At 48.2% G+C, this 13228-nt stretch carries 11 protein-coding genes; 4 read left to right on the top strand and 7 right to left on the bottom strand.

Features of this window, described 5'->3' with window-relative positions; all coding sequences use genetic code 11:
* The first annotated feature begins 294 nt into the window (after window positions 1-294).
* Both RCH83_RS05265 and RCH83_RS05260 read left to right on the top strand, forming a co-directional pair.
* Entirely contained in the window at window positions 295-1500 is a 1206-nt protein-coding gene (locus RCH83_RS05265; protein WP_306519762.1) for a hypothetical protein, read from the top strand.
* A 10-nt stretch (window positions 1501-1510) separates the two neighbouring features.
* Window positions 1511-1918: a phosphate ABC transporter substrate-binding protein gene (locus RCH83_RS05260; RefSeq protein ID WP_306519760.1), complete on the top strand. Its 408-nt coding sequence runs from the start codon at window positions 1511-1513 to the stop codon at window positions 1916-1918.
* 150 nt (window positions 1919-2068) lie between these two features.
* On the opposite strand, the gene RCH83_RS05255 is transcribed toward RCH83_RS05260, so the two are convergent.
* The 4 genes from RCH83_RS05255 to RCH83_RS05240 all read right to left on the bottom strand — a co-directional run bounded on the left by RCH83_RS05255 (window position 2069) and on the right by RCH83_RS05240 (window position 8012).
* Window positions 2069-5014: a ligand-binding sensor domain-containing diguanylate cyclase gene (locus RCH83_RS05255; RefSeq protein ID WP_306519758.1), complete on the bottom strand. Its 2946-nt coding sequence runs from the start codon at window positions 5012-5014 to the stop codon at window positions 2069-2071.
* Window positions 5015-5197: 183 nt separating this feature from the next.
* Window positions 5198-5527, bottom strand: coding sequence for a YggL family protein (locus tag RCH83_RS05250; protein ID WP_306519756.1), 330 nt, complete (start codon window positions 5525-5527; stop codon window positions 5198-5200).
* Between the two features lie 325 nt (window positions 5528-5852).
* Window positions 5853-6731, bottom strand: coding sequence for an alpha/beta fold hydrolase (locus tag RCH83_RS05245; protein WP_306519754.1), 879 nt, complete (start codon window positions 6729-6731; stop codon window positions 5853-5855).
* Window positions 6732-7136: 405 nt separating this feature from the next.
* Window positions 7137-8012, bottom strand: a complete 876-nt coding sequence (locus RCH83_RS05240; protein ID WP_306519752.1) for a LysR family transcriptional regulator — start codon at window positions 8010-8012, stop codon at window positions 7137-7139.
* Window positions 8013-8099: 87 nt separating this feature from the next.
* Between RCH83_RS05240 and RCH83_RS05235 the strand changes: the two genes are divergently transcribed.
* Window positions 8100-8594, top strand: coding sequence for a PACE efflux transporter (locus RCH83_RS05235; RefSeq protein WP_306519750.1), 495 nt, complete (start codon window positions 8100-8102; stop codon window positions 8592-8594).
* A gap of 93 nt (window positions 8595-8687) precedes the next feature.
* On the opposite strand, the gene RCH83_RS05230 is transcribed toward RCH83_RS05235, so the two are convergent.
* The gene (locus tag RCH83_RS05230) at window positions 8688-10139 is read right to left on the bottom strand and encodes an NAD-dependent succinate-semialdehyde dehydrogenase (RefSeq protein ID WP_306519748.1); all 1452 of its coding nucleotides are present in this window, start codon (window positions 10137-10139) and stop codon (window positions 8688-8690) included.
* Window positions 10140-10339: 200 nt separating this feature from the next.
* Between RCH83_RS05230 and RCH83_RS05225 the strand changes: the two genes are divergently transcribed.
* Entirely contained in the window at window positions 10340-11956 is a 1617-nt protein-coding gene (locus tag RCH83_RS05225; protein ID WP_306519746.1) for a methyl-accepting chemotaxis protein, read from the top strand.
* Window positions 11957-12095: 139 nt separating this feature from the next.
* Here the strand turns inward: RCH83_RS05225 and grpE are convergent, their stop codons facing one another.
* Window positions 12096-12668: a nucleotide exchange factor GrpE gene (grpE, locus tag RCH83_RS05220; RefSeq protein WP_306519744.1), complete on the bottom strand. Its 573-nt coding sequence runs from the start codon at window positions 12666-12668 to the stop codon at window positions 12096-12098.
* A gap of 42 nt (window positions 12669-12710) precedes the next feature.
* Window positions 12711-13228: HrcA family transcriptional regulator (locus tag RCH83_RS05215; RefSeq protein WP_306519742.1), on the bottom strand; the 518-nt coding region annotated here is incomplete at its 5' end.

Genomic DNA, 13228 nt, shown 5'->3' with positions numbered 1-13228 from the left:
ATTTATCAGTTAGTTATCATAAAAATTACATACCACTGTTTTTTCCGGCCAACGCCAGGCGCAAAAAACCAACAGCGGCCCAAAGCCCGCAACAACAATCTTCACTACAAACAAAATGCAGGCCTGCACTGCTGATTATTTTTTGCTTTGAAATAAAAAACACTGACTTTACCAAACGCTCTGTCACCGGACCGCAGATTGATCTGTCGCAAAGTGATTGTTTTAAAAAGAAAGAACAGGGCAAAAACTTCGACTACGCTTTCAGGGCTTCTATAAGAAAAGGCAGGACAGATGATGAAAACAAAAAAATTACCAACAAAACGACAATTGCTGATGACTTCAGCACTGGTCGTTGCACTTTTTCCACAACAACTACTGGCCGAAGTAAAACTAAATGGCTTTGCTTCTATCCGTGGCACCTCAGTATCCAGCGACGGCGGGCTTGAACCCTTCCCTGGTTTTGAAGAAGGAGAACTGTCGTTTAAACCTGAATCTTTGTTTGCCATTCAGGCGCAAGCCGATTTAGGCGCAGGACTTTCTGCCACAGTGCAACTGTTTGGCGAAGGCCGCACCGATTTTGAAGTTGAAGCACGCTGGGCTTATCTGAGTTATCAACTGAACGACAGCCACCGCCTGAGTGCCGGCCGTTTTGCCAACCCGATTTTCCACCAGTCGGAATATGAAAAAGTAGGGTATGCCCATAACTTTTCCCGTTTACCTAAGGCCGTTTATATCGACTTTGAATTCAGTACTATTGAAGGTATAGCGCTGGACAGTCAGTTTAATCTGGGTGATTACAGCCTCTCCACCAAAGTGTTGTATGGCGGTTGGTCTGGCGAAGCCTTTAGCGCCGTGACCAACAACTTTGTTGATTTTGGCATGGATAATATCTTCAGCGCCAATGCAACGCTGGCCGGCGACTGGTGGCAACTGTTTGGTGGTATTTTTGCCGCTGAAATTGACGGTGCCAGTATCGACAGCAGCACTGTGTTTCCGCTGGCAACACCTGGTATGAATCTGGCGCAAAACATGGGAGCTACTGCAGCACAGGTCAATGACTTTAAATCCCGTATTGGCTGGGATGGTAAAGACGCCTTTTATTGGTTTAGTGGTTTTGCCGTTGATTACAATAACTGGTTAGTTGATTTTGAGTTTGTCGATTATGTGGTGGAAGATTCCACAGATGCACCCAACCAGTCCTGGTATCTGGCCCTAGGCCACCGTTTTGACAAAGTGGTGCTCACGCTGCATACCGAAGATTATGCTCAGGACGCTGACCATGACTTTTTAAATGGTGTGGCACATCCGGTGTTACTGGCGACCGGCAAAGGCATTAATAATGCGTTTGCACAACGCGAGTTCGATGGTGTTGGTTTGTCAGTCAGATATGACTTCCATCCAAGTGCAGCTATTAAAGTGGATTATTTTAATGGCTCCGACACCCGCCCTGCCGTTGGCGATTATGAAATAGTGTCCTTTGGCGTTGATCTGGTGTTCTAAGGGGATAACCATGAAAAAAATGTTATGTGTTGCTGGTTTGCTGCTGAGCCAGCTGGCCTTTGCTGAAGTGGCAGTCATAGTACATCCGTCAAATAACAATGCGCTGGACGAAGCCACTGTGTCCAAAATATTCCTTGGCAGAGAAAAATCCTTTGCCGATGGTAAATCTGTAGTGCCGTTATCGCTGAATGAAGGTGCCTCAGCCAGCACGGCTTTTAACGACGCTGTGCTGAAAAAGTCGTCCAGCCAGCTGAAAGCTTATTGGTCCAAGTTGGTATTTACCGGCAAAGGTACACCACCCAAAGAAATTGCCAGTGACGAAGAGATGATTAAGCTGGTAGCCACCAATCCTTCTGTGATTGGCTATGTTGATGCCAGCAAAGTTGACGCTTCGGTAAAAGTCGCATTGAAATTCTGATATCGCCAAAGCCGCAGTTGAGCTGTCTGGCAACAAACAAAAAGGAGCTGAAAAGCTCCTTTTTTAATACTGATGACCTATGCTGATAAAAAGTGACTTTTGAGCTTTGTTAAAGTACAACGCGCAAAATACTTATTTTATAACAACAACTTAACCACAAACCTGATCCCGGCCCTGACTTTTGGCCTGATATAACAGCGTATCTGCTCTGGAAATCAGCTTGTCATAATGTGACAAACCTGTATTGACTGCCAAACCAAAGCTTGCGGTCACTGTTAAACCAGGCGCCAGATCCTGACAATCCATCTGCGCTATCGCCTGACGCAAACGTTCACAGACTTCGCGGCCTTGTTGCAGACTGGTTTGCGGCAATAACAACGCAAATTCTTCCCCACCCCAGCGCGCACAGACGTCAATATCACGGCATTGTGTTTTGATAAGAGCCGCCAGGCGCTTTAACACCGCATCACCTGTCAGGTGCGAAAAGTCATCATTAATACGTTTAAAATAATCAATATCAATCAGGACTAAACATAACAAATGTTGCAACCTGGCTGCTCTGGCAAATTCGGCCGCCAGCTGTTCATCAAAAGCCCTGCGGTTGGCAAGGCCAGTCAGACCATCTTCGCGTGCCTGTAATGCAAACGCCTGCGCCTGCTGGTGCAACTGCTCGGCTAAATCTGATTTTTCTGCCACCACCTGGCGCAGTTCTGTCGCTTGCTGTTGTAACGCCGCCGTTTTTTCGCTGACTTGCTGACGCAAGCGGTTTTCGTTGTTGCGCAGGCTCAGCATTCTGGCGCGATACAACAACAAAAGCAGCAATATCAAAGTCAGCACAGCGCTGGCAATAAAATCAAGCCGCTGCCAGAACAGCGGTTGGATCACAAAATCAAAATGGGCCGGTTGTGCCGACCAATCGCCATCAGGGTATGCTGCACTGACCAGAAAACGATAAGAACCCGGCGCTAGGTTGGTATATTCAGCCACTTGCTGCGGCCCACGCTCTACCCAGTGTTGATCAAAACCCAACAATTGAGTGCGGTATTGAATACGGCTTGGCATCACATAACTTAAACCAGCAAACTGTAAGGCAATACGGCGTGTCCCTGGCGGAAACTCAGCCGAAGCGCCGCCGTAAAGCTGACCATCTGCACTGATCTGCTGCACCACCACAGGCGGCGTTTTTACAACAAAATCAGCCAGTCGCGACGGCTCTACCATGGCAACCCCCTGTGAGGTGGCAAACCATAATACGCCGGTATTTAACGCCACTGCAGCCGGCATGGAGCCGCCATTACACTGCGCACTTAACATACCGTCACTTTCACCATAAAGTTCGTAATTCACCAGCTTTTGCTGCTGACCACTGGCAATGGCAATAGCGTCCTGTTGTTTGATCCTAAGCACGCCCCTGTTACTGCTAAGCCAGAAATATTGATCCTGCTCCGGCACTATGGCAAAAATTTTGTCAAAAGGCAGACCTGCCGCCAGCCCCACAAGTTGCAAAGCAGCAGTGGCGGTCTCATAACGCACCAGCCCTCTGTCGGTTGCCAGCCAGACATCAGCCGAATTGTCTGCCTGATAAAAACCAAACACATAATGTACATCGTCATGTTGCTGCAGGCTCAGCCGGCGCAACTTGCCGTTCTCAAAGACTGCTCCACCACTGCCTGTACCTACCCAAAGCCGGCCATCAGGCGACTGATGTAAGGCCGTGACAAACTCACCGGGTAAACCATCGGCCACGTGAAAATGTTGCATTTGCCCATCTTTCAGCCGGGTTAAACCACCAGAGCTGCCGATCCAGACAGTCCCATCAGCCAGTGGTAACAAAGCCCGCACTTCGTTGGAAACCAAGCCATCGGCTCTGTCATATTGCTGGTACAGTTGATTGCCACGATAACGCAACACCCCTTCTGCATAAGTGCCGACCCAGACGTCACCGTCCGGTCCCTGCGCCAGACTAAGCGCAGACACCGGGTTGCCGCCAACTCCGGCTATATGTTCAATCTGTTGCGCCACAACCTTATTCAGACCATTGCTGGTGCCAACCCAGACCGAAGAATCCTGATGCTGCAACAAAGTGCGCACATAGTTGTCGGCTAAACCTTTGGCTGTGGTGAGATTGGTAAAAGGTGTATCGCGCAGCCGTAACACACCACCATTAGTGCCAATCCAGATGCTGAGCTCTCTGTCCTGCCATAACGCCAGCACTCTGTTATTGGGTAAACCTTCAGTGACTGTCAGCTGCTCCAGGCCTAAATCCGATAACCTTAATAAGCCACGGTTAATAGTGCCTATCCACAGTTGTTGTTGTTGATCCAACATCAGGGTCGCCACGGCAACACCGGCAAGTTGGGGGTGCAATGGCGTAAATTCAGTGTCGTTACGCCGGAATACCCCTTGTTCTGTGCCCACCAGCAACTGGCCTTCTTTGCTGATCAGCAGTGCAAAAACTGAGGTCAAGGGTAAACCCGACTCCAAAGCCACCAAATGAAATTCAGGTGCTGGTGCAGCTGGGTCAAACCAATACAAACCTTGTTGGGTTGCCAGCCAGATCAGCCCCTGCTTGTCCTGTAATACCCGGTAAATCACAGAAGGACGCAGCCCGGCCTGACTGGCAAACTGTTGCGTCTGACCGTTCTGGCGCTGCAAAAACAACCCACCCCCTTCAGTGGCTATCCACAAATCCCCGTTATGGTCGCGCAGCAGATCATTAATTAAGGTGCCAATAGCGGGTAAATGTTGCCAGCGGCCATCACGCACCAGAGCCATACCACCGCGTGAGCCGCCCAATAATAAATCGCCATTGCCATTCAGATGGAAAGCGCGGATCCCAACATCTGGCAAACCTGTTTCGGCAGTGCGGCCAAACACAATAAAGTTCCGGCCATCATAGCGGGCAGCCCCTTCCCAGGTGGCAAACCACAAATAACCGTCATGGCTTTGGGTTATGGCATTAATGGTGTTGTGTGGCAAACCATCCCGGGTGGTTAAACTTTCCCGAAAATAGTCAGTCAGTGGTGTGGTGCGGGCCACAACCTGAGAGCTGCTCAATAGCACAAACAGAATTAAGCTGAAAAAGCGCAACAACATTGGCATCTGCTGACATCTGTACCTATAGACCATAAGAAAGCTCACGATAACGCAAAGCGGCACTCAAGCGCAAAGTTCTGGTTATCTTTTGCGATAAAACAGGCACATAGCGCTACAACCAGCCCCTTAACTATGGCTAAAACTGCTGCAAGGACACCAGGTTAACCGTTGGTAAACCCAAAGTCAGAGCCCATAATTGACATCAAGCAAAGGCCCGACCCGGATATTTGTTAACTGTGAATTTGCGCTGAGCCAGGCCTCAACTGCTTGTTGATCTTCAGTTGTGGCACAACCATACCTGTGTATAGAACAAATCACACCTGACCAGGATGAAGCAGTGCCACCAGCAGCCATCACCAGCTCACGGCTTTCAATAAAATCAATCATATTATCCAGAAAACCCTCAAACTCATGGTCAGACGTAAAGTTCATCTCTGCTGAAAACTCAAAACCCAATACAGCAAACTCGCCTAAATACAATTTTTTTTGCAGCCTGCGGCTTCTGTGAGACATGGAATTTTCCTTTGTGATAACAAACCTGGTTAAGTGTGAAGCTGAAATGTTTCAGAAACAACAGCGATATAAGCAAAAAATGCAGAGGCAAGTCTTGTACTGTGCGTCGTTCCCAAAGAGTAAAAATGGTACTCGACAAGACTTCATGATACTAAACCAAACACCGGTAGCTGCGCAGCAGGCATTCAACAGGGAGCGCGGGAGGCGCGAACGGGCGAACGTAGTAGTTGCCGGTGGTTGTTTCAAGCCGCTCCTCAGTCACGCATGATCACAAGCGTAACTTTTGTCACTTACTACCGGCATCTATCGCCTCATGCTGCAGCCGTCAGGCTTTTAAAAACACAAACAAAAGCCGGTAATATTGTTCCGGTTGGTCAAGCCAGCCATAGTGGGCGCAGTTCTTAAGAATTTCCAGCCGCGCATTCGGGAAACTGCGTTGTGTTTTTTCGGCGGTGTGAATACTGATAATGTCCTGGTCGCCTTGCAGCACCAGCACAGGTTTAGCAAAGTTGGCAAAACTCTGTTTATGGTCAAATTTAATGCGCGCCATATCGGCAAATACCAGTTGATTTAACTGCATATTCACCACTTTTAATCTGGCAGCCACCAAAGGCGCTTTGCTTTTATCCAGCACATAAGCCTGCGCCAGAATATTCACCCGTTTTTCATTGGTCGCGGCGCTGCTGTCACCTAAACTTTGTTTCAGCTGATAAGCCGCCATTTCTGTGCGCTGTTTAACACTGAGTTGCTGGTTGATACGCGGCTGAATATCGGCGACAAAATCCAGATCCAGCCCACCTGATGATGAAAATATCAGTTTTTCAACCTGCTCCGGATGTTGGCTGGCGTAATGCGCCGCTAGCATGCCACCAAAAGAATGCCCCAGAATAGTCCATTGTTTTAGCTTTAGTTTTTTGCGGATTTTCTCCATATCGGCCACCATCAGATCCATAGTGACGGTATTTTTATCAATCACCGGCAACGGTGACCGCCCTGTGCCACGCTGATCAAATAAAATGGCCTGAAAACCTTGTGCAGCCACTGCTTTGGCCACAGTGGCAAAACCTTCACTATCCAGCCCCGGGCCGCCATTAATAATTAACACCGGTTTACCCTCGCCAAAGCTTTGATAATAAATGCCTTCTGCCAACCCCTCGGCGGCATAAGCTGGTGTAACAGCAAGCAGCAACAAAGTGAAAGCCACCGCTCGCCTGCAATTCCAAATAAAGGTTGTTGGCGATAAAAATATGGTTTGACTCAAAAAATTTTGTTTAATACGACACCACATAAAAAGGTTCCGGTAAAAATGGCTTGCGCTAAAGCAACTGCAAACGGGCCCATAAAGCTAACAGTTTCAGTGTGCTATGTATTTAAACTATGCCTACTGCTTTGTAACAAGATTTTATCCTGAGAGTTTTTTGCGGGTGGAGGTAAATCAACACAAGCTTCTGTTAAAAGGAGCAATCCAGAGCAGCAACAGGTTTAGACCAACCATCAGGAGCTGCAAAGTGAGCATTCAAAAGTGAGCGCGGCAGGCGCGAACGGGCGAACATGGTCCTTGCCGGTGGTAGGTTCCAGCCAGTGGTTTGCCACTTATCCTCTGGCTGCATCAGCCCTTTAACTGCAACAACCTTTGCCGCAGCCATAAACCGGCCGGGCCCGGGGTTTTATCGCGTAGTTGCCAGAGTTCCAGTTGCAGCGGTAGCTGGGCAGGTTCGCTGTTTATCGGCAGCAGTTTAATTTTGCCTTGTAACATGGCAGGTTGCAGCACATGCAGCGGTAACCAGGCCCATCCCAGATTTTGTTCAACCAACGCCAATACGGCAATATCCCCTTCCAGCCACCAGACCTGGCTTGATAACCTACCCCGTTGTTTTTCCAGACTTTCGCCGCGCCCTGTGACCATCAGTTGCCGGTGTTGTTGTAAGTCAGCAGTTGTCACTTCAGCCAAAGTCGCAAGCACATGTGCTGTAGAAACCGCAGCGGCAAATTGCAGTTGTTGCAGCGGCCAGCGTAAAAATTGTTCGGGTAACTGTTGTGGCTGAAAACAAATGCCCAAATCGGCATCGCCCCTTTCCAGCATCAGTGTTAAGTCTTCCAATAGCGGAAACAACACCTGCAATTCAAGCTTTGGAAATTGTGCCGAAAGCTCTGCCAGCACAGGCGCCAGCCAGGGTAACTGGCCTTCATCATCTACCGCCAGACAAAAACGGGTTTCCAGTCCACCGGCTAAATCCGCCGCAAGCTCGGTTAACTGCTGACATTGCTGTCGCACCAGCTGCGCTTGTTGCACAATGCGCGCCCCGGCTTCAGTGAGCTTGGGGTAACGGCCACTGCGGTCAAATAACTGTAGATTTAAGTCAATTTCCAGCTCACTGATAGCGGTACTGACCGCCGACTGCACTTTACCTAATTTGCGTGCAGCCGCCGAAAAAGAACCGGCCGCCACCACCGCCAACAAAATATCCAGTTGTTGCAAATTCATCTATCTGATTTCCAGATGGTATCCAACTTAGTTGTAGCAATAGTAACAGATAGAATTGCCCGCATCAGCGCAAAACGGAGCAGTTTAATGAGTCATTTATCAGCAGAAAAAGTGACAACCCAGGCTTATATAGAGCAAGCATCGTCAAGCACCACCAGCCGAAATGGCAAAGACCGGCTACGGATGGCTTTGGGTTTTGAAGGCATAGGGCTTTTATTTTTAATACCGGTCAGCAGCTGGTTTTTAGACAAACCTGCGCTGGAGCTCGGTGGTTTGGCGGTGTTAATGTCACTGCTGGCAACCTGGTGGAATTATCAGTTTAATCAGTGGTTTGACCGTTATTATTTGGCACCGCGTGGCCGTAATATAAAAACCCAGCCTGAGCGTATTGTGCATGCCATTTGTTTTGAACTGGGTTTATTAGCGGTATTTTTACCTCTGACCGCCTGGTATCTGGCGATCAGCTTATGGCAGGCGCTGCTGCTGGATTTAGGTTTTATGCTGTTTTATCTGCTGTATGGTTATTTTTATCATTGGGCTTATGATGTGCTGTTTCCGCCACCAGCACAAAAAGCACCATAAATGCAAAAGGCTGGCAGCGAAGCCAGCCTTTTGCCCGTTCTTTTTCCTCTCTTTTGTCAGCTGGCGCCAACTGGTGCCAGCTTATGCAAATGACTACACCAGGCCACCCCAGCATAAATGTTTAATTTCCAGATATTCATCAATGCCATAACGCGAACCTTCACGGCCAAGGCCAGATTCTTTTACCCCGCCAAAAGGGATCACTTCAGTGGAAATAGCGGTTTCGTTTATGCCCACCATGCCCACTTGCAGCGCTTCAGCTAACCGCCATAACCTGCTGATATCATTACTATATACATAAGCGGCTAAACCAGCGGCACTTTGGTTGGCAAGGCTAATGGCTTCCTGCTCACTATCAAAGGGCATTACAGCTGCAACAGGGCCAAAAATTTCCTGCTGCATCAATGCCATATCCTGAGTAACATCACAAAGTAGTGTTGGCGGATAAAAATTGCTGCCCGCAACCGGTTTTTGCCCGGCCCACATCAAAGTGGCGCCTTGGTTGATGGCTTGCTGCACCAAAGCCGACACTTTAGTCACAGCTTCAGTGTTAATTAACGGCCCTAAAGTGACACCAGGTTCTAAGGCACTGCCCTGTACCAGCTGCTGCATCGCCTTTAATAACAGTTGGTTAAACTCTTGATACACAGCACGTTCAACATAAATCCGGTTAATACAAACACAGGTTTGACCGGCATTTCTAAACTTGGCCGCCATCACACCTGCCACTGCTTTTGGCAAGTCGGCATCGGCAAATATCAGCACTGGCGCATTACCACCCAGCTCCAGCGACAGCCGTTTAACGGTATCAGCGCACTGGCGCATTAATAATTTACCGACCCGGGTAGAGCCGGTAAAAGTCAGTTTTTTAACGTCCGGGCTTTGGCATAACAGCTCGCCAACAGCACTCGCTTCTTTGGTTGGCAACACCTGCAATACACCAGGCGCAAAGCCAGCCCTTTGTGCCAGCTCTGCCAAAGCCATGGCCGTCAGTGGTGTCAGCTCCGAAGGTTTTAGAATCACAGTGCAGCCCGCAGCAAAAGCCGGAGCCAGTTTGCGGGTGATCATCGCGGCCGGAAAATTCCAGGGCGTAATAGCGGCCACCACACCAACAGCTTGTTTTATCGTCATTAAACGCCTGTTGGCAGCAGTTGTCGGTATCACATCGCCGTATAACCTTTTGGCTTCTTCGGCAAACCACTCAATAAAACTGGCGGCATACAAAATTTCGGCTTTGGCTTCACTGAGCGGTTTGCCTTGTTCAGTGGCTAAAATCAGCGCCAAATCATGCTGATGTTGCAAAACAAGCTGATGCCAGTTTTTCAGTAAAAAAGCGCGTTCTGCCGCCAAACTTTGTTGCCACTGCTTTTGTGCCAGCACGGCATACTCAATGGCCAGTTGGGTGTCTTTCACCGAGGCGTTATGAACCCAAATAATTTCTTCGCCTGTTGCCGGGTTATACACAGCAAATTGGCTGCTGCCGGCCTGCCAGACGCCGTTGAGTAGCAAAGTGTTTTTTATTAATGAAGGATCAGAAAGTAACATCAACAGACTCCGGCTTAACATCATTGGCAGCAGTATAACCTGTCGCCTGCGGGCTTCAGTGCAACAAAATGCGTTTTTAAACACCTGGGTTATTTGTAGCGGCCTTTGTTCCTGTTGTCGCAAATTTGTGCTTTCAGTTGGAGAAAATCTTAATAACGACCAATACTTGCGTGAACAAAAACCATAACAGGGAGAAGCAGATGAACCTGCACAGTATCAGAGTGAAAAGCACAGTACCTATGGTGCTGCTTGGATTCACCTTAGTCATCGTTGTTTCTATGTTCAGTTATTTATCGGCCATGCAAAAAAGCGCTTTGGACGCTCAGGCCAATAACTTTCTAAAAGCCATTTCGCTGGTGTTAAACGCCGACCGTGATTTATATCAGGCCAAACTCGCCACCACTTATGCGCTTAATAAAGTCGGTGATTTAGCAACACAACAACAGGAAGCCAGAGAAAATGCCGCTCAGGTCAAACAACGTTTTGCCGACTATTTACAACATTTACAGCAATATCCCGACATAGTCCGTGAATTTAGCGTATTTGACGGCCAGTTTAACCAATGGCAACAAGCCAGTGAACAACTGCTGAGCGCCGCCGCCAATGGCGCTGACACCAGCACGCTTATCACTGATGAAGAGCAAAAATTTGGCTCGTTACGGGATGTGTTGGATAAAGCAGGCGAAGCGGCACTGAATAAATCTATCAGTGAACAAGAAACCCTGAGTAGCGCCATCAGCCGTTTCCAGACCCTGGCTTATGGTATTTCGGCGGTAATTTTGCTGATAGCAGGTTGGTTCAGTTATCAGATCCCCAGGAATTTAACCTCACAAATTAACTTTTTAACCCGCCGTATTAATGAAATAGCTTCAGGTGAAGGTGATTTAACCGCAAGGTTAAATGTGCAGAGTAAAGACGAATTCGCCGAACTTGCCCATGAATTTAACGCTTTTGTCGGCAATTTATGCCAACTCATTGCCTCAGTGTTGCAACAGGCCGGCCAACTCAGTGAGCTGACTGAACATTTGTCGGCTTCTGCTTCCAGCACTAAAGACGTCACTAATTCGTTAAATGTAGCTTCCGACACTATTGTCAGCGCAGTGCATGAAATGACCATTGCCAATAAAGAAATGGCCAATGTCGCCACTAATTCGGCGCAGGAAGCCGAAGCCGCCAGCCGCAATGCCGAACAAGGCCTGACTGTGGTGAATAATGTGAATGAAAGTATGCAGGCGCTATCGACCGATGTAGACACAGCCCTTTCAAGCTCAGCTGAATTACAAAACAGCTCGGCCAATATAGCGTCAGTGCTGGATGTCATTCGTGCTATTGCCGAACAAACCAACTTGCTGGCACTGAATGCGGCTATAGAAGCAGCCCGCGCCGGTGAACAAGGCCGTGGTTTTGCTGTGGTGGCTGATGAAGTGCGCACCCTGGCGTCGCGCACCCAACAAAGCACCAACCATATTCAGGAGATGATTCAAAAACTACAAAGCCGGGTGAATGAAGCCTCAGGCGCAATTCAAAGCAGTAAAGACAATGCCGACCGCACTCTGGCCTTTTTTGCCAAAGCCGATGAAGTGTTCCATCAGCTGCAACAATCGTCACGCCGTGTGAATGATATGGCCACCCAAACCGCTGCAGCCACTGAAGAGCAAAGTCTGGTGTCCGAAGAAATTACCAAAAACCTGTATGCTTTACATGATCAGGCAGCAGCTGCCGGTGGTATTGCCGAAAAAAATGAGCAGTTATCGTCACAAATCAGGCAGTTATCTGACACTTTATTTGGCCTGGTCGGGCGTTTTAAAGTGAGTTAACAAAGGTGGCAGCCTTTGGCAACACAAGGGAAAACGCTGTTTTGCGCTGTTTGATATAAAACCCGCTTTAAAGCTAATAAAAAACAATGCCAGCGAAAGCTGGCATTGTTTTATAAACTTTTTATGTTTAAAAATCTGATTAATCAGGCTTTTTAGACACACCGACCATAGCTGGGCGCAATAAACGGCCATTTAACTCATAGCCTTTTTGCATCACAAAAATAACGGTATTTGGCTCTAAATCCGCATTTGGCTGAATTGACATGGCCTGATGGAACTCAGGGTTAAAAGGTTTGCCTTGTGGGTCAATTTGCTGCACACCGTATTTCGACACTGTGTCCAATAAACCTTTTAAGGTCAGCTCTACACCTTCAGCCAAAGCTTTGACAGCTTCGTTGGCAGGGTCGATAAAACCTAAAGAGCGCTCCAGATTGTCTAACACCGGCAATAAATCACCGGCAAATTTTTCCAGCGCAAATTTATGGGCTTTTTCCACATCCATCGCTGAACGACGTTTCGTGTTTTCCGCATCGGCTTTCACGCGTAAAGCTAAATCCTGTTGATCGGCAGCATGGGCACGGGCGGCCGCTAATTCTGCTTCCAGTTTGGCAATTACTGCCTGCTCACCTGATAATTCCACAGTGTCTGCGGCGGTTTCAGTGGCTGCATTGTCAGCCTGTGGCTCGTTATGTACCTTTTCTTGCTCGCTCATTTGTTCTTCACTCCAAACTAGGTGCGGCTATTATGGGGATTGTCACGCCCGATTCAAGTGCTTTGATAATTGTTGGCCACAAGCTTCCACTAAAGGGATCAGCCTGGCGTAGTTCATCCGCCTTGGGCCTAACAGGGCTAAAAATCTTTGTGGATCAGCCTGATACCTGACGGTGATCACACTGACATTATGCAGCTGCGGGATACCCGACTCTTTGCCTAAAATTAATTTGGTATTGTCGTCCATCGCCAGCGGCTGTAATAAATTCATTAAACACGCAGGTTGTTCCAGCAGCTGCACCACTTGTTGCAAGGCCGGATCTTTAAGCGATTCAGCCGCTTGCAATAAATGATGCTGACCAAACACCAGCGGCTGATTTTGCTGTAACTCATCAAGGCTTAACTGTGCCATCACATCTTTAAGTAAAGGCGCAATAACACCATCTTCCGTTTTTAACATCAGACTAAGTCTGGAAATACCATCCAGCCACTGCTGATGGCAAAGGGCAGCATTGAGTAAACACAAACAACGGCTTAAGGTGTTGGCATCTATGCCCTGGG

The sequence above is a fragment of the Rheinheimera sp. genome (assembly GCF_030824435.1).
GTDB lineage: Bacteria > Pseudomonadota > Gammaproteobacteria > Enterobacterales > Alteromonadaceae > Pararheinheimera.
The sequence above is the reverse complement of the archived record's forward strand: the minus strand, read 5'-3'. Positions and strand labels throughout refer to the sequence as shown.

What these genes read in the sequence shown, in the direction of transcription:
- RCH83_RS05255 (WP_306519758.1), bottom strand. Translation starts at nt 5,014, where the DNA reads ATGTTGTTGCGCTTTTTCAGCTTAATTCTGTTTGTGCTATTGAGCAGC.
- grpE (WP_306519744.1), bottom strand. Translation starts at nt 12,668, where the DNA reads ATGAGCGAGCAAGAAAAGGTACATAACGAGCCACAGGCTGACAATGCA.
- RCH83_RS05230 (WP_306519748.1), bottom strand. Translation starts at nt 10,139, where the DNA reads ATGTTACTTTCTGATCCTTCATTAATAAAAAACACTTTGCTACTCAAC.
- RCH83_RS05240 (WP_306519752.1), bottom strand. Translation starts at nt 8,012, where the DNA reads ATGAATTTGCAACAACTGGATATTTTGTTGGCGGTGGTGGCGGCCGGT.
- RCH83_RS05225 (WP_306519746.1), top strand. Translation starts at nt 10,340, where the DNA reads ATGAACCTGCACAGTATCAGAGTGAAAAGCACAGTACCTATGGTGCTG.
- RCH83_RS05265 (WP_306519762.1), top strand. Translation starts at nt 295, where the DNA reads ATGAAAACAAAAAAATTACCAACAAAACGACAATTGCTGATGACTTCA.
- RCH83_RS05250 (WP_306519756.1), bottom strand. Translation starts at nt 5,527, where the DNA reads ATGTCTCACAGAAGCCGCAGGCTGCAAAAAAAATTGTATTTAGGCGAG.
- RCH83_RS05260 (WP_306519760.1), top strand. Translation starts at nt 1,511, where the DNA reads ATGAAAAAAATGTTATGTGTTGCTGGTTTGCTGCTGAGCCAGCTGGCC.
- RCH83_RS05235 (WP_306519750.1), top strand. Translation starts at nt 8,100, where the DNA reads ATGAGTCATTTATCAGCAGAAAAAGTGACAACCCAGGCTTATATAGAG.